This is a genomic window from Paenibacillus whitsoniae (assembly GCF_003955665.1).
GTDB lineage: Bacteria > Bacillota > Bacilli > Paenibacillales > NBRC-103111 > Paenibacillus_E > Paenibacillus_E whitsoniae.
The window spans coordinates 67,627-84,358 of the sequence record NZ_RXHU01000078.1 but is presented as its reverse complement, the minus strand read 5'-3'; the positions used below and the strand labels follow the sequence as shown (position 1 = coordinate 84,358).

Annotated in this window: 16 protein-coding genes; 13 read left to right on the top strand and 3 right to left on the bottom strand. The window is 53.4% G+C overall.

Translation table 11 applies throughout. The features are described from left to right. Positions 1 to 17 precede the first annotated feature (17 nt). The 7 genes from EJQ19_RS24140 to EJQ19_RS24110 all read left to right on the top strand — a co-directional run bounded on the left by EJQ19_RS24140 (position 18) and on the right by EJQ19_RS24110 (position 8,198). Positions 18 to 1,802: an acyl-CoA dehydrogenase family protein gene (locus EJQ19_RS24140; RefSeq protein ID WP_126143805.1), complete on the top strand. Its 1,785-nt coding sequence runs from the start codon at positions 18 to 20 to the stop codon at positions 1,800 to 1,802. 23 nt (positions 1,803 to 1,825) lie between these two features. Continuing rightward, the gene (locus tag EJQ19_RS24135) at positions 1,826 to 3,496 is read left to right on the top strand and encodes a long-chain-fatty-acid--CoA ligase (RefSeq protein WP_126143804.1); all 1,671 of its coding nucleotides are present in this window, start codon (positions 1,826 to 1,828) and stop codon (positions 3,494 to 3,496) included. Positions 3,497 to 3,547: 51 nt separating this feature from the next. Next, entirely contained in the window at positions 3,548 to 3,964 is a 417-nt protein-coding gene (locus tag EJQ19_RS24130) for a PaaI family thioesterase (RefSeq protein ID WP_126143803.1), read from the top strand. 221 nt (positions 3,965 to 4,185) lie between these two features. Further along, positions 4,186 to 5,781: a PucR family transcriptional regulator gene (locus tag EJQ19_RS24125; protein WP_126143802.1), complete on the top strand. Its 1,596-nt coding sequence runs from the start codon at positions 4,186 to 4,188 to the stop codon at positions 5,779 to 5,781. 158 nt (positions 5,782 to 5,939) lie between these two features. Then, positions 5,940 to 6,392 (top strand): methyltransferase, encoded by a 453-nt coding sequence (locus tag EJQ19_RS24120; protein ID WP_126143801.1) that lies wholly within the window; start codon positions 5,940 to 5,942, stop codon positions 6,390 to 6,392. 103 nt (positions 6,393 to 6,495) lie between these two features. Continuing rightward, on the top strand, positions 6,496 to 6,837 hold the full coding sequence (gene ytxJ / locus EJQ19_RS24115; protein ID WP_126143800.1) for a bacillithiol system redox-active protein YtxJ: 342 nt from the start codon (positions 6,496 to 6,498) through the stop codon (positions 6,835 to 6,837). A gap of 479 nt (positions 6,838 to 7,316) precedes the next feature. Next, complete coding sequence (locus EJQ19_RS24110; protein ID WP_241243066.1) at positions 7,317 to 8,198, top strand: DMT family transporter; 882 nt, start codon at positions 7,317 to 7,319, stop codon at positions 8,196 to 8,198. A gap of 73 nt (positions 8,199 to 8,271) precedes the next feature. Here EJQ19_RS24110 and EJQ19_RS24105 read toward each other — a convergent pair whose 3' ends face one another. Then, a complete protein-coding gene (locus tag EJQ19_RS24105) occupies positions 8,272 to 9,435 on the bottom strand; it encodes a M20 family metallopeptidase (protein ID WP_126143799.1) in 1,164 nt (387 codons plus the stop codon). A 93-nt stretch (positions 9,436 to 9,528) separates the two neighbouring features. Between EJQ19_RS24105 and EJQ19_RS24100 the strand changes: the two genes are divergently transcribed. After that, positions 9,529 to 9,813, top strand: a complete 285-nt coding sequence (locus EJQ19_RS24100; protein ID WP_126143798.1) for a hypothetical protein — start codon at positions 9,529 to 9,531, stop codon at positions 9,811 to 9,813. 93 nt (positions 9,814 to 9,906) lie between these two features. Continuing rightward, positions 9,907 to 10,560 carry a GDSL-type esterase/lipase family protein gene (locus EJQ19_RS24095; protein ID WP_164716701.1) on the top strand — a complete coding sequence of 218 codons (654 nt, stop codon included), beginning with the start codon at positions 9,907 to 9,909 and terminating at the stop codon, positions 10,558 to 10,560. 7 nt (positions 10,561 to 10,567) lie between these two features. On the opposite strand, the gene trhA is transcribed toward EJQ19_RS24095, so the two are convergent. After that, positions 10,568 to 11,194, bottom strand: coding sequence for a PAQR family membrane homeostasis protein TrhA (gene trhA, locus EJQ19_RS24090; RefSeq protein WP_126143826.1), 627 nt, complete (start codon positions 11,192 to 11,194; stop codon positions 10,568 to 10,570). Positions 11,195 to 11,265: 71 nt separating this feature from the next. On the opposite strand from trhA, the gene EJQ19_RS24085 reads away from it, so the two are divergent. The 3 genes from EJQ19_RS24085 (at position 11,266) to EJQ19_RS24075 (ending at position 13,825) form a co-directional block, all read left to right on the top strand. Beyond that, on the top strand, positions 11,266 to 12,036 hold the full coding sequence (locus tag EJQ19_RS24085) for an SDR family NAD(P)-dependent oxidoreductase (RefSeq protein ID WP_126143796.1): 771 nt from the start codon (positions 11,266 to 11,268) through the stop codon (positions 12,034 to 12,036). Positions 12,037 to 12,115: 79 nt separating this feature from the next. After that, the gene (locus EJQ19_RS24080) at positions 12,116 to 12,964 is read left to right on the top strand and encodes a DegV family protein (protein ID WP_126143795.1); all 849 of its coding nucleotides are present in this window, start codon (positions 12,116 to 12,118) and stop codon (positions 12,962 to 12,964) included. Positions 12,965 to 12,982: 18 nt separating this feature from the next. After that, complete coding sequence (locus EJQ19_RS24075) at positions 12,983 to 13,825, top strand: DegV family protein (RefSeq protein ID WP_126143794.1); 843 nt, start codon at positions 12,983 to 12,985, stop codon at positions 13,823 to 13,825. An 82-nt stretch (positions 13,826 to 13,907) separates the two neighbouring features. Here the strand turns inward: EJQ19_RS24075 and EJQ19_RS24070 are convergent, their stop codons facing one another. Further along, the gene (locus EJQ19_RS24070; RefSeq protein WP_126143793.1) at positions 13,908 to 16,046 is read right to left on the bottom strand and encodes a HelD family protein; all 2,139 of its coding nucleotides are present in this window, start codon (positions 16,044 to 16,046) and stop codon (positions 13,908 to 13,910) included. 204 nt (positions 16,047 to 16,250) lie between these two features. Here EJQ19_RS24070 and EJQ19_RS24065 point away from each other — a divergent pair, with 204 nt between their 5' ends. Beyond that, a complete protein-coding gene (locus tag EJQ19_RS24065; RefSeq protein ID WP_126143792.1) occupies positions 16,251 to 16,730 on the top strand; it encodes a glutathione peroxidase in 480 nt (159 codons plus the stop codon). The last annotated feature ends 2 nt before the right edge of the window (positions 16,731 to 16,732 follow it).

Below are 16,732 nucleotides of genomic sequence, written 5' to 3'. Positions count from 1 at the left end.
CGAAGGAGAGATGAACGATGGCAGATAAAGTGATTGGCGGCAGTTTTGTCATTACGGATCAGGACGCATCGCAAATTTTGACGCCGGAGGATTTTACGGAAGAGCATCGCATGATTGCGGAAACGACGCGCGATTTTGTGTCGGGGGTCGTAGTGCCGCAGGATGAGCATTTGGAAAAACTGGACTACGATCTGACAGTGAAGCTGATGCGCAGTGCTGGCGATCTGGGGCTGCTCGGCGCGGATGTGCCGGAAATGTACGGCGGGCTCGGCCTCGATAAGGTCAGCTCAACGATCATCAGCGAAAATTTGGCGCGCGCTTCCTCGTTTGCCCTCTCCATCGGCGCACACGTCGGGATCGGTACGCTGCCGATCGTGTTCTTCGGCACGCCGGAGCAGAAGCGCAAATATTTGCCGGACCTGGCGACGGGCGCCAAAATCGCCGCCTACTGCTTAACGGAGCCGGCCTCAGGCTCAGATGCGCTCGGCGCCAAGACAACAGCGCGTTTATCCGATGACGGCAAGCACTATATCTTGAACGGCTCGAAATTATATATTACGAATGCCGGGTTTGCGGATATTTTTATCGTGTATGCCAAGGTGGGGGGCACGGATTTCTCGGCGTTCATCGTGGAAAAAGGCGACCCCGGCTTCACGCTCGGCCCGGAAGAGAAAAAAATGGGCATCAAAGGCTCCTCGACGCGCCCGTTATTCTTCGAAGATGTGCGCGTGCCGGTAGAAAATTTGCTGGGTGAGATTGGCAAGGGCCATCTGATTGCTTTTAATATTTTGAACATCGGACGGTATAAGCTTGCGACAGGCTGCGTGGGCGCCTGCAAAGAAACGATTGAACTGGCGGTCAAGTACGCGAACACCCGTAAGCAGTTCCAGACGCCGATCTCCCGCTTCCCGCTGATCGGGAAGAAGCTCGCCGATATGAACATCCAGACGTATATGTTGGAGAGCATGGTTTACCGGACGACGGGCCTGTTCGATACGATGCTGAAGGACATCGATCCTTCCGCTTCGGACTCCGGCCGAAGCGCGGCTAAAGCGATCGCTGAATACGCGCTGGAATGCTCGATTAACAAGGTTTTTGCCTCCGAGGTGTTGGATTTCGTGGCGGATGAAGGTCTGCAAATTCACGGCGGCTACGGCTTCATCCAGGAATACAAAGTCGAGCGCATTTATCGGGATTCGCGGATTAACCGGATATTTGAAGGGACGAATGAAATTAACCGGCTGCTCATCCCCGGCACGCTTGTGAAGAAGGCGATGAAGGGTGAGCTTCCGCTCCTACAAAAAGCCCAAGCGCTGCAAGCCGACCTGCTCTCCTACATCCCGGGGCAGACGTTCGAAGGCACACTGGAGGAAGAAACGCATCTCGTATCGATGGCGAAAAAGGTGTTCCTCATGGTCGGCGGTCTGGCGGTCCAAAAGTACGGATTGACACTCGAAAAGCAGCAGGAAGTGCTCAGCTTGCTCGCGGATATGATGATTCAGATTTTTGCGGCGGAAAGCGGGCTCTTGCGCACGAAAAAACTGATCGAACGGCAGGGCGAGACGAAAGCCGAGCATGCGATTCAAATGACGACCGTGTTCGTTCACGAAGCGTTTGATAAAATCGAGGCATACGCGAAGGAAGCGCTTAGTACGATGGAAGAAGGAGATGTGCTTCGGACGCAGTTATCCATTCTCAAAAAGTTGTCAAGACGCAGCAGCGTGAACACGATCGGTCTGAAGCGCGACATCGCCGCACGTGTCATTCAGGGTGAGAAATATGTGATTTCATCATCGATGTGACTACTTGAAGGGGATGGTATGCGATGAGTGGAGCAAAGCCGTGGCTTCGCCATTATCCGGCGGAGGTGGCGCCGACTTATGAATACCCGAAGCATAATCTTGCGCAGTTCATGATCGATTCGGCGCACCGGTATCCGCAGCGAAACGCCTTGCATTTCATGGGCGCGAATTTAACGTATCGCGAATTGCTGGACGCCTCATATCGATTTGCACATGCGCTGCAGGACTTGGGCGTGCTCCCTGGGGAGCGTGTATCCATTATGCTGCCGAACTGTCCGTCAGCCATTATTGCCTACTATGGCACGCTGTTGATGGGCGGGATCGTCGTGATGACGAATCCGCTTTATGTCGAACGGGAGCTGATTCATCAGCTCTCCGATTCGGAGGCGAGGGTGATCGTGACGCTTGACCTGCTCTTTAACCGCGTGCAAAAAGCGAAAGTGCATACCGCCATTCAACATGTCATCGTTACGTCGATTAAAGATTATTTGCCTTTTCCCAAGAATCTGCTATATCCGATTAAAATGCGCAAAGATGGCACCCCCCTCCGTGTGGTCTACGGAGAAGGCGTACACGCCTTCAAAAAGCTGCTTCGCGCGGCCTCGAACGAGCCGACCTGCGCCGTTGTGGACAGCGATGAGGACATTGCGCTCCTGCAATATACGGGCGGTACAACCGGGTTTGCCAAAGGGGTGATGCTGACCCACAGCAACCTGATTGCCAACACGATTCAGACCAGCCGATGGTGCTACCGCAGGGAAGAAGGAGGAGATCGATTTCTTGGGGCAATCCCTGTCTTTCATGTATTCGGTCTGACGGTGCTGCTCAATCAGTCCATGTATCAGGCGGGAATGCTCATCCTGATTCCGCGGTTTGATGTCGATATGATTTTGGATACGATTCATAAACTGAAGCCGACCATTTTCCCTGGTGCTCCGACGATGTATGTTGGCCTCATCAATCATAAGCGAGCGAAAGAGCTTGATCTTTCTTCTATTAATATATGTGTAAGCGGTTCAGCGCCTCTGCCGCTGGAGGTTCAAGAGCGATTTGAAGAACTGACCCACGGTCGATTGATCGAGGGCTATGGGTTGACGGAAGCATCGCCGGTTACGCACGCGAATCCGATCTGGGGTTTCCGCAAAATTGGCTCGATCGGCCTGCCGTTCCCGGATACCGATGTGAAGGTTGTTGATTCGGATACTGGCGAAGAACTTCCCGTCGGCGTGATCGGCGAAATTGCGATTAAAGGCCCGCAGGTGATGAAAGGCTACTGGAAACGAGAGAAGGAAACAGCCATGACGCTCAAGAACGGTTGGCTGTATACCGGCGATATGGGCAGGATGGATGAGGACGGCTTTTTCTCGATCGTCGATCGCAAAAAGGATTTAATTATTGCAGGCGGATATAATATTTATCCGAGGGAGATCGAAGAGGTGCTGTATGAGCACCCGGCTGTTCTGGAAGCGGCGGTTGCCGGCGTACCGGACGAATACCGCGGAGAAACGGTAAAGGCGTTCATCGTCGTCAAACCGGGGATGACGCTGACCGTGCAGGAACTCGATACCTGGTGCCGGGAGCGGCTGGCCGCTTATAAAGTGCCGCGGAAGGTCGAATTCCGCGAAACGCTGCCGAAGACGATGGTCGGCAAGGTGCTGCGGCGCAAGCTGCTGGAGGACGAGACGACCGCGTGATGGGTTTTAGCAAAAGGGGAAGCCCTTTACAAGCGAAGTGGAGGGAGTCCGATGGACGATTCAGAAAATGTGATTAATCATAACATGCAGCGATTAGCCGAGGCCGCAGCGTCCACCTTTTGGGGGTATTTGGGCTGTGAGTTCGTCCATATCCAGGATGGGGTGGTGACGATTGCGCTCGAAGCCAAGCCGCATCACCTCAATCCGATCGGGATGGTGCACGGCGGCGTTCTATCGTCGTTGCTGGACACGGCCATGGGCATTGTCACCATGACCGCCAGGCCGGAGGAGAAGGTCGTCACGACGAACCTCAATGTGCATTTCGTTTCTCCATTATATGCAGGACGATTGCTCGTGACGGCGGAGCTTGTACATCAGTCTCGTAAAATGCTGACTGCGCAAGGCCGCGTGACGGACAGCGAAGGGAAGCTGGGAACGATGGGGACGGGGACGTTTCGCGTGATTTGATGTGAGAGCCTGATATGAGAGGACGGGGTTCCGCCGTTGGCGGCAGCTGCGTCCTTTTTGGTATGCGTATATGTTATATAAACTAACATATATTTATTAATTTTTCGTGAAATTTTCGTTAAATTGCTTTTTATGTAACATTATATAACACAAGAGCATTGACTGAACGAGGGTGATCATCCTATAATCGGTACAAAGGCTAAGGCGAAGGGGGAAGCGAGATGCATCTGACTATTCGAGAAGCATTGACTATATATCCACTAACAGAAGCGAAATTGGTAGCAGGCAAGCAGGGCGAAACCCGCATCGTGAAATCCGTCAACGTGATGGATGCGCCGGACATTGCCGATTGGACGAAATCCGGCGAGATGTTGTTCACAACGGCGTTTGCGATGAAAGACAACCCGCAAGAGACGGTAAACTTGCTGCGCAAATTGAATGAACGCGGCGCAGCCGGTCTTGGCATCAAGCTGGGGCGATTTTGGACGGAGCTTCCGCAGGTGGTTGTGGATGAAGCGGACCGGCTTAATTTTCCGATTATCGAAATGCCTTTTCAATTTACGTTTTCCGATCAAATGAACGCATTGTTCAATGCGGAATACAAGCGCAACACCGAGCTGCTGCAAACTGTACTCGAAAAGCAAAAAAAGCTGATGCAATTCGGCCTCAAGCAAGACAACATGGGTGCGATGTTCCAATTGATCGGTGAGATCTTGGGTTATCCGATGGCGGTTGTCGGGGCGAGGGGACAGGTTTTATATAATACGAGCGCATGGAGTGAGGAGCAGCTTGCGCAAAATTGGCCGCGAAAGCGCAAATCCGGCTGGGTTTACGCCGGCAAAGACCGCGCCTACCGCGTCGGGCTGCAGCAGCAGGACGACGAGCCGCTCGGCCATTTGCTCATCATTCCGGATGTGATGCTGCTCGCGACGGTGGAGGAAGGCTTGTTTCAGCAAGCCGCGGACATTTTAACGTTCCATATGAGCTACACGTTTCGCTCCCATGTGGAGGCGACGGCCGAACGGGATTTGCAAAATCAACTCATCCGCTACCTCGAGAAGGGAACTTCCCTGGAAGACTTTATCGAGATGGCGGAAGCAAGGGGTTCCTTTATTTTCACCGGAGCCTATCAATGCGTCATCGGCAAAAGCAAGGTGGAAAGCCTATCGGCCGATACCGCTGCGCAAAAGCTGAGCGACGTGAAACAATACATGGAGTCGCATGCCAAAGCGAGCCAGCTCCGCGGGTTTCATTTTATGCTGAAAGATCGTTTGTTCTCGATTTACTCGACGACGCAAGCGGATGGCTTCCCGGAAGAGGAGCTGACACAGCTGCTTAGCAAATTCGATGGGGATGCCGGCTCCCGCGATGATGGGTTCGTATTCTATATGTCCGGCGTCAAAATAAAGCCGAACGCGCTGCGCGAAGCTTATCAAGAATGCGGAGAAACGCTGCGGATGGCGGAAAAGTTGAGCCTGCCCGACCGGGTGCTGCAATACGAAACGATCGAGTTCGCACATCTGTTCCAGCATCTCTCTTCCTCCAGCATGGAAGATTATTGCGCTAAAATTTTGCGTCCGCTGCTCGAGAAAGACCCGGAATACTCCCAAGAAATGATCCGCACGCTCGAGGTGTTCATCCGCAACGACGGCCAAGTGAGCGAAGCGGCAAAGCAATTATTCATTCATCGGAATACCGTCACGTATCGGTTAGAGAAGATCAGCGACTTGCTGCAGGTCGATTTTAAAAAGGTGAACGACCTGCTGAAGCTGAAAGCCGTGTTTCTTTTCCGGCAGTTTTTGCAAGCGAGAGCGTAGATGTGTGAAGGGATCCCCTGTGCCGGTTGGTGCGGGGGATTTTTTTGTGTTCGAGTATATCTGGGCCAATGTAACTATTTACGCAGTTCATTGTTATTTGTTAAGTTGATTGTGTGGAATTATTTTACAATTAAATTTTGAGAGAGAGGGGGGCGTGTATGAAAAGAGCGATACTTTATTGCCTCGTTTTCATTCTATTGATTTGCATGCTCGCCGCGTGTAATCGTCCAGCCAAGATGAACGGGGCTAATGAGTTTGCTTATACAAACACCAACTATCATTTTAGCTTGATGATTCCGAAAGCTTGGGAGGGCAAGTATGAGATTAGTGAGGAAAGCAATCGCGTTGTTTTTTCAAATCCCTCAAATAAATCTGCGGGTGGCCGACTATTCGTTATTGATGTCTGGACGAAAAGTAAATGGATGGAGGAAGGGGAGGCGTTGATCAAGCTTATTCATATTACGAAAGTTGGAGAAGCCGACGATGCCGTGTTTACGTTCAGTACGCCTACCGATGTGCAGTATTCACTTGAAGATGAGAAGAGGAAGAGTGAGTATCTGCAATTATCCAAGGACGTAGAAGCCATAAAATCTTCTTTTAAACTTAACTAAATTTCTCGTGCTCGCTGGTGGCTTATCCGTAGCTAACATTGATTCCCTGCCCCCTTTACTTTATAATGATTATTAAATAACAAAAATAAAGGAGTGGCGGCACATGGCGGCATGGAAGGAATTGACGTCTTTAAACGAATGGCAGCAGGTATGGGAGCAGTCCGCAGACAAACCAGCGGTTATTCTCAAGCACAGCACAACGTGTCCAGTTAGCGCGAGCGCGATGGATGAATTCGAGGAATACTTAGCGGGCGAGCATAATGGCGACGTGGACTACTATATGGTAAAAGTAATCGAGTCTCGCCCTGTGTCGAATCAAATTGCCGAGGACTTGGGCATCAAGCATGCATCTCCGCAAATTTTGTACTTTAAGAACAAAGAGTCGATCTGGAACACATCGCACTGGTCTGTAACGAAGAAGCACATGAGCGCGGTGTTGGACTAAGTTCGTTGGATGAAACCTATCGATCGCCCTGAGTGAAGGGGTGGCGGTAGGTTTTTTTGTGCCTGTGCCTTCGCGGAATCTATAACCACCCCTTGAGATCGCCCCGGAATTACCCTCCACTGCCTCCACCAACCGACGCACCTGCAAAAAGTACAATACATTTCGCAAAAATGCCCGATTTGAGAGGTGATCATGCAAAAAGTACAGCAAATGTTGTTCTTTTCCTAGACAATGAGCTGATTTGGGTGCGATTGGTGGTGCTAGTTAAAGAATTTGAGCCAGTTTTAACCTAATTAGGGCTGACGAGGAGGAGATGGTGTTTGGTGCGAGGAAGATAGCTAGCTTTTTTGGGAGAATAGCGCCAGGAGAGGAATTTTATTTATTTGAACAATGTTCAAATAATCATTGGCAAGCTAAGCAACCTCCGATATACTTATCTGATGACTGCATGAGATGACGACTTAAGGAGTTTACTTGTTATGAATGCCATGAACCGCACTAAAATTCCCATTCCGATCTTCATTGTAATTGCGATTATCGCGATTTCGTTTTCCTCGATTTTTGTTCGTTGGTCTGACGCTTCGGCGGCGGTGACGGCCATGTATCGGCTGTTTATCACCAATGTGCTGATGCTGCCGCTTCTATGGGGCCACTTGCCGGAAATTCGGCGCATCCGCCCGCGAGAGTGGGGGCGACTCGCAATGTCCGGCATCATGCTGGGCCTGCACTTTCTGTTCTGGATGCAGTCGCTCCATTATACAACAGTGGCGAGTTCGACGGCGATTTTGACGCTGGAGCCGATTTTCGTGCTGGCCGGCGCGTTTATGCTGCACGGTGTCCGGACAAGCCGCGAGGCGCTTTTAGCGATGATTCTTGCGATCATCGGTGCTATTTGCATCGGCTGGGGCGATTTTCAGTTCTCAGGAACGGCGCTTCGAGGGGATATTCTGTCCTTTATCGGGACGGTGGCGGTCGCTTTCCACATGCTGCTAGGCAAAAAGCTGCGTGATCACATCTCGGCGTTCGTGTACAGCTTCTTCGTTTTTTTATTTGCCGGACTAACGCTCGCGGCTACGAATGTATACACCGGGGAAGCGTTCGCCGGCTACCCGCTGCGCGATTGGATCGTGTTCGGCTTGCTCGCCGTCGTGTCGACGATTTTCGGCCACTATATTTTCAATTGGCTGCTCAAATATATGAAAGCCTCGTCAGTCTCCATGACAGTGCTCGGCGAGCCGTTGGGCGCATCGGTGCTGGCGTACTTTCTGCTTGGAGAAAAAATCACGCTTGTCCAGCTTGGCGCCGGGCTGATCCTGTTGATCGGGGTCGCGCTGTTTTTGCGCAGCAACGAAGGGGACTAACGACAATAACCTCGCCGTCTTCTGGAAGCGGCGAGGCTGATCCTTGCGGAGACAGTGCGGATGGCGCTAATGCTCAGAGAAGCCGAGCGAATTCATCTTTGATGGCCGCCAGCAGAGCCGGGGCGGCCAGCACGTCGTACGCCGTATAGGCAAGCGCCTTGGCGGTGAAAATCATCGCGTCGAGCGCAGGCTCCTGCAGCGCCAGATCGCGGAATTCCTTCGTGTGCAGCATGTGGCGCTCGCCCACGACTTTGACAAACGGGTGGATCGTCGGACATTGGATCGACACGTTGCCCAGGTCTAGCGAGCCGTGATCCTTGCCCACCTCGATCTCCTCCGGTTTTACTCCCATCGCCAGCAGCTGCTTCGTAAATACGTCGGACAACGTGTGATTCGTACGCAGCTCGTCGTACGAATACTCGTAGTTCGACGTTTTTAGTGTGCAGCCGGTTTGCAGGGCGGCGCCTTCCGCGCAGGCGAGCACTTTGCGGACAAGCTCATTCGTGTACGCTCGCGTACCCGAGCGCACATAAAACTGCGCGACCGCATAGTCGGGAATGATGTTCGGCGCTTGGCCGCCTTCCTTGATGATCCCGTGGATGCGGGCATCGGTTTTCAACTGCTGACGCAGCGCGTTCACGCTGTTGAACAACTGAATGACGGCATCGAGCGCGTTGATGCCTTCATACGGCTGAGCGGCCGCATGCGCGGCGCGGCCGAAAAACTCATACTGAATCGCGTCCATGGCCAGCGATTCGCCGGATTTCTCGAACGTGTAGTACGGATGCGCCATCAGCGCAATGTCCACGTCACGGAACAAACCGGCCGCCGCCATTGGCACTTTGGCGCCTTTGGTCTCCTCCGCGGGCGTGCCGTACACGCGGATACTGCCGCCCGTCTCCGCGAGGGCGGCTTTCAGGCCGACGGCGGCGGCAATGCTCATCATGCAGATGAGATGATGCCCGCACGCGTGTCCCAGATCCGGCAGCGCGTCGTACTCCGCCAGGTAGGCGACGACGGGGCCGGGTTTCCCGGAGTCGTACGTCGCGAGGAACGCCGTCGGGATGTCGAGGACGGCGTGCTGGATCGCGAAGCCGTGGCTTTCCAACTCGGCGGTCAACCGGGCGTACGCCTGAAACTCTTCATGGCCGAGCTCAGGATTCGCGCCGATAAATCGGGAAATATGTTTAAATTGCTCTGCAAATTGATCGATGGTAGCGGCGATGATTGTTTTCATAGGGGATCTCCTTTATTGATTGCGTCTACACTCCATTGTAGTATAAAGAAGATCGAACTACCAACATACGCAAGAGAAAGGCGGCAAACCCAGATGATGAAATACGGTGCTGAGCACGAGGAGCATCAGTTTGACTTGAAATTTCGCGAGGCGGAGGAGCGTGGGCAGTGGCGGGATCTGTATCTGGATCTGACGTTCAAAGCGGGTCAAGCGCAGCCGGAAGACTTGGAAGATCCGTCCGTCCTCGTGATCTGCAACCAGCATGGCGATATTGTCCAAATCGTGCTGCATGACGGCGGCTGCGACTGTGAATTTCAATTTACCCCAATGGAAAAGGCGCAGATCGAAGATTTCGTAGCGAAGCATGTAAGCGTGTAAAAAAATGGCGAATGTCCACGTAAATGTATCCCTTCCCAATTTGGGCGCTGGCGCATATAGTATAGTACGTCACGCTTAAAGGAGAGGATGGCAGTGGAAAAAGGAATACATTATTTGGCGTTTGGCGATTCACTGACCGTTGGTTATGGTGCTTCGGAAGGGCATGGCTTCGTACCCATTCTTCAGAATAGACTCAAAAGCAAGCTGAACGTACCGGTTACGCTAAAGCATGCGGGTACAAACGGGGCCACAACCGGGCAGCTGCTCGAAGCCATCATGTCCGATGCCGAATTGCAAATGGAAATCCAGAAAGCGACTCTCATGACGATTACAGCGGGCGGCAACGATTTGATCCAAGCGGCGATTCCGTTCTTTTACGAAGGTGACAATGCAGTGCTGAAAGCCGCGCTGCACACGTACGAAACCAATTACCGGCGAATGATTAATGCCATTAACAAGATTCGTGCAGGCATCACCAAGCCCTTGCTTATTGCGGTGATCGGTTTGTATAATCCGATTCCTCAAGTCCCCGATGCGGCATATTGGGTGCAGCGGTTCAACCTGTTCCTGCGCAAGTTGGAGCAGCCGCATCTTTGTGTTGTGCAGGTGTATGACGCCTTCGTCGGGCAGGCAATGCGCTACATTTCCGATGACGCCATTCACCCGAACGAAGATGGCTATGAGCAAGTGGCGAACCGACTGGAGGCCGCTCTTTTGGAGCAGCTGCAGCAGCTCTATTTTGCCTGAACGCATGTTACCGGACATAGCCGAAAACGGAAATAAAATGACAGGCGCTGCCAGCAAGTACAAACACGTGCCAGATGGCGTGGTGATAGGGGATGCGCCGCCATACATAGAAGATGGAACCGAACGTATAAAGGAGCCCGCCCGCGACGAGCCAGACGATACCGCCCAGCGCAAGGTTTTCATAGAGCGGCTTAAAGGCCGCGACGATCAACCAGCCCATGAGAATGTAGCATAGGGTTGAAACGAGCACGAACCTTTTGACGTAATACACTTTGAGCACAATGCCGAGGATGGCGAGTCCCCAGATGACGCCGAAGTACGTCCAACCCAGCGCACCGCGCAGTGTAACAAGTAGATACGGTGTATAGGAACCGGCAATCAGCACATAAATCGCAGCATGATCGAGCACCTCGAATACATCCTTCACCCGCGGGGTCTGAAAGGCGTGCAGCAGCGTGGAGCAGGTGTAGAGCAGAAGCAACGCGCTTCCGAAGATGCTGAACGAAACAATATGCCAACCGTTGCCTTCCTGGCAGGCGATTACGACTAGAAGGACAAGCGCAGCGAGACTTAGCACGATTCCGAAGCCATGGGATATGGCATTGGCTTTTTCTTCCTTGGCACTATAAGTCATAGACATTGGACAACCCTTCTTTCCAAATTACTTTAAGGCATTAATTACAACATAGATAGGACGATGCGGAGATGTTTTTACCTTCATTTGAGTTGAAAAATAAAGTCGCGCTTGTCACAGGCGCAGGCCGAGGGATCGGTCGGGCATTGGCGATCGGCCTCGCGGAAGCGGGGGCGGACGTGGCAATTTTGGCCCGAACGGCAGACGATCTTGCCGCTGTTGCGGAGGAGATTCGCATGATCGGCAGACAAGCCTACCCAGTGACGGTCGACGTCACGAAGCGGGAGGACGTCGAGCAGGCGGTAGCCGAAGTTATCCAACAGACCGGACGTATTGATATTCTGATCAATAACGCGGGCATGAACATCCGCAGCCAAGCGCTAGCTGTGACGGATGAAGAATGGGATAAGATCATGCAAACGAATCTCAAGTCGGCGTTCTTATGCTCCCAAATTGTGGGTGGACATATGCGTGAGCAAGCTTACGGCCGTATTATCAATATCGCGTCTGTCGCCGGGCATGTGGCGCTCCGGACGGGAGTCGTGTATGCCGCAACGAAGGCGGCGATGATTCAGATTACCAAAGTACTCGCGTTGGAGTGGGGCCCCTACGGCATTAACGTGAACGGGATCGGGCCGTGGTATTTCCGGACTCCGCTGACGGAGAAAATGTTGGATCAGCCTGACTATTTGGCCGAGATTATCGCAAGAACGCCGCTGCGCAGAGTCGGCGAGCTGCAAGAGCTCGTGGGACCGGCGGTATTTCTGGCATCGGATGCGGCCAATTACGTTACGGGTCAGACCCTGTTCGTCGACGGCGGGATGACCATCTACGGCTTTTAGAAGAAGGTCTTTACAGCCTGACCTGGGCGTGAAAATCTTCACTTGAATTTGAGACTTCGCAGATAAGGTGGTAAGTGGCATGTCACGTGTCCGTATTTTTACCGATAGCACGAGTGATTTGGGAGCGGAGCTGCTGCGGCAGCACGAGATTGGGGTTGTGCCGCTCTATGTGGTTTTCGAGGATGAGACGTATCAGGACGGCGTGACGATGCATGCAGAACGGTTATTCCAGCGGGTGGCTGAAACGGGTAAGCTGCCGAAGACAGCGGCGCCATCGCCGGCTGATTTTGAACATGCGTTTCGACCTGTCATCGAGGCGGGTGACGACATTGTGTATATCGGACTTTCGTCTGAAGTTTCATCCACCTATCAAAATGCGAAAATTGCCGCCGACGCGTTCCCGGAGGGACGCATTACGGTGATCGATTCCCGCAGCCTATCGACCGGCATCGGCATGCTGGTGCTGACGGCGGCAGAAGCGGCGGAACAGGGCAAGAGCGCTGCAGAAATTCAGTCGATCGTTGAAGGGATGATCCCCAAAATCGACGTCGAATTCATTATCGATACGCTGGAGTTTTTGCATAAAGGCGGGCGGTGTTCGAGCTTGCAGCACTTTATTGGCAGTCTTTTGAAAATTAGACCGGTCGTGAAAGTGATTGACGGCGCGATGACCTTAACGGATAAAGTACGCGGCAAACGCGAGAAAGTGCTTGCGCAGCTGCTTGACAATGCCTTGGCCAATAAAGACGACATGAATACGTCCTTTATGTTCGTTACGCACGCGAAGGCGGCGGAGGAAGCCCACTATGTGAAGCGACGACTTGAAGAGCTTACGGGCATGAGCAAGGTTTATGTGACGGAAACCGGCTGCGTGATTTCGAGCCACTGCGGGCCGCAAACCGTCGGAATTGTATACGCCAAAAAATAAGAAATGATGTGGACAGCGATGACAACGATCAAGATTATGACAGACAGCAGTTGCGACCTTCCGGGTGAAATTGTAGGGGACATCGGGGTTTCGGTGGTTCCGCTCTCCGTACAGTTCGGCGAGGAGTGCATGAAGCCGGATATGGCGCTCGCGGATTTTTATGCGCGAATGAAAGAGGAAAGCAGTTTGCCGACAACCGCAAGTCCGTCTCCCCAGCATTTTCTCCATGAGTTTCAGAAGGAAGGTGCTGATCGGGATCTGCTTGTCATTTGTCTGTCCGCTCAGCTTAGTTCGACTTATCATCACGCCGTTATGGCGCGGGAGATGCTGCTCGAAGAGGGATATGCCGGGCGCATTGAAGTGATCGACTCTATGACGACCTCGCTAGGCCTGGGGGTACTCGTCTACCAAGCGGCACAGCAGGCTGCGGCGGGATTGCCGTTCGAGCAAGTGGTGCGCGGCGTGCATGCGGCGATTGCGAAGAGCGACACGTTCTTTTTCTTGGATACGCTGGAAAATGTGATCAAAGGCGGCCGCTTGGATCGCGTTCGCGGTACGGTGGCGTCTGTCTTGAATATTAAACTATTAATGAAGAAAAGCGATGAGGGCACGATCGAAGTCGTGGAGAAAATTCGTGGTACCCAGCAGGCGCTGAAAAAGTTGATGACATATCTGGATGCCAAGGTGCACGATTACGACAAGGACGTCATCGCCATAGCCCACAGCAATTGCGAGGCGAGAGGCCGCGACTTTATGCAGGCGCTGCTGCAAAAGCATCCGTTCCGCAACGTCCTGTTCGCGAACATGGGCACGGTTATCGGCACCTATGCCGGCGAGGGCGGCGTGCTGGTGGCGTATTAGGGGTTGAAAAGAGAGCCCGCTGGTCGACAGGGGCATAGCAAAGAAGAAGCCGCAAGCCCCAGGGGGCAGCGGCTTCTTCTGTTTAAAACGGCGACACCGTTGTCACGATGTCGGGATTATCGGCGGCGACGAGCGGCGATAGCTCGCCCGGCGCCAGCAGCCACAGCTCGTGCAGCGCGCGCGTGCAGCCCACGTAGAGCAGCTTCGCGTCCATGAGCGAAGCCTCGTAGTGCTTGGCGGTGGCGTCCACGAGCAGCACCGCGTCAAATTCGAGTCCTTTGGTCAAATAGACCGGAAGGACGGAAATGCCTCCGCGATACACGCGCTGATGCGCCGTGATCAGGTTGGCCTCATGGCCGGCGGCGGTCAGCTGCTCATGCAGCTCCTGCGCCTGCCGCTCCGTGCGCGTCACGACCGCGATGGTCGACGCGCTGCCGCTCTCGAGCGCAGTGAGCGCCTGCGCGATCTGCGCGAAGCGCTGTGCCGGCGCAGCCTGCAGCACGCGCACTTTGTTGCCGCTGCGGAATACCGGCACGGCGAGCAGCGGATTGTCGACGCCGCGCTCCAGCACGGCGTTGGCGAACTGGATGATCTCCATTGTCGAACGGTAGCTGCGATCCAGTTCAAAGTAGGCGGTGCCGTTTGCTTCAAAGAGACTGGAAAATTCCTTCCAGTCGTGAATGCCTTGATACGCGTGAATCCCTTGCGAGAGATCGCCGAGAATTGTAAACGAATGATTGCGCGTATACATGTCAAGCACGGCCACCTGAAATGGCGAGAAATCCTGCGCTTCATCGATCACAACGTGATCGAACAGCTGCTCCGACGGAACGCCGTTCAGCCTGGCGTGAATATATAACAGCGGGGCGAGATCCTCTAGCTCCACTTCTTTTTTCTTGAAACGCTTGAGCGAGGCGGCCGCAATCGGTCCTGGCACGTTGGAGGCGCTATCTTTTCCGTCGAATAGCTGCTTATAGAACGTAAAGGCCGTATGCTCCGGCCAACCGGTCAGATAGGTGCGCAGACGCTGCGCGCCTTTTTTCTTGAGCTCTTTTTTCTTGGTCTGCTCCCAGACTTTGTCGAGCTGCATTTCCATCCAGCGCTTGATGCGTGCGACGACGCGCTCGCGCCGTTTGATCAGCGGATAATGTTTGTTTTCCACAAAAAACCATTCGCGAATCATGGCAAGTTTCAATCTGGCGCCTTCCCAAGGGATGAAATCGTCGCTAGGCACGTAAGTCTTTTCAAACTCAGACAAGCGTGCGTCAATCGCATGTTGGAAAGCGACGGCGCCTTTCCAGCGGCCTGGGGCGTTGTCGTCGACGACAGGCCTTGCACTGCCTAGGGAGAACCAGGTTTGGAGCGTCATCGCAGGATCGGCGAGCTTGACTTCGTGATCCAGGACGTCAAGCACCCAGTCGGTGAACGTGTTCTGCTGAATGTTGCCGACACCGAGCTCAGGAAGAACCCCGGATATGTAATCGAGAAACATCGAGTTGGGGGCAAAAATAATCATGCGCTCTGCGCGGACTTGTTCCCTGTATTGATAGAGCATGAAGGCGAGCCTGTGCAGGGCGACGGTCGTTTTACCGCTGCCCGCGACCCCTTGAATGATGAGTGCGGTGTTTTTGGCGGCACGGATAATGCGGTCTTGCTCCGCTTGAATCGTCGAGACGATGTCGCGCAGCTTGTTGTCTTTGTTCTCGCCAAGCCGGTAGAGCAGGAATTCATCACCAACCGCCAGTGAATCGGCTTCCCGGTCGTACGTGTCGACGACACGCTGTAATATCTGTTTACGCACGACAAGGTTGCGCTTGAGGTACACGAGCCCTTCGATCAAGCCGTCCGGCGAATCGTAAGAAGCGGCATCGAGTCCTCCCGTAAAAGAGTAAAATAAGCTGGCCACGGGGGCTCGCCAGTCGATAACGAGCAATTGACCGGTGCGTTCGTCTTCGACACCGGTTTTGCCGATGTAAAGCGGTGCGGGGGATGCGGTGCCGGACTCCTGAAAATCCAATCGGCCGAAATAGGCTTCATCAATCGCTTTTGCCAAGTTGTGACGGCCATGCTCGCGCTGCGCCTCCAGTGCTTGCTCCGTCAGGTCGGGCCCGTAGTAGACAGGTGTCTCCCGGAGCCGCTTCAGCTGCTTGTCGATCTCCACATTGGTGCGTTCGAGTCGCTGCAGTTCTTCTTGATAGGCACTTTGAGTCTCTGTGTCCAAGATCAGTTACCTCCTAAGAGTTGGAATATATTGCTGTGGAAAAGAAAGCAGGTAAACACTATACCACACCTGACTTCATATATAAAGTGGTGCGGCATGTCTTAGGGCGGCGTAAGCTTTCTTCACTGATCTATTTGGGCTCTCCCCGCAGGAATGGTATACTAAGAGAGGAAAGAACCCCCACATGCGAAGGAGAAGATGCAGATGTCGATCTATGATATTGAAGTTCAAACCATTACAGGTGAAACAAAATCCCTGTCCGCCTACCGCGGTCAAGTGCTGCTCATTGTCAACACCGCAAGCGCATGCGGGCTGACGCCGCACTATCAAGGGCTGCAGGCGCTGTACGAGCAGTATGGCGACCAAGGCTTTACGGTACTGGGCTTCCCTTGCAACCAGTTCGCAGGTCAAGAGCCGGGAACGGATGAGGAAATTAAACAATTTTGCGAGTTGAATTACAACGTCACGTTCCCTTTATTTCATAAAATCGACGTCAAAGGCGAGAACGCGCATCCGCTGTACACGTATTTGCTCGCGAACACGCCGGAGCCTTACCGCACGGGCGACATTGAATGGAATTTCGTGAAATTCCTCGTAGATGCCGAAGGTAACATCATCAAGCAATACAGCGCACGGACAGAACCGGCGGCGATTGTGCCGGACATCGAAGCGCTGCTGGCGTAGGA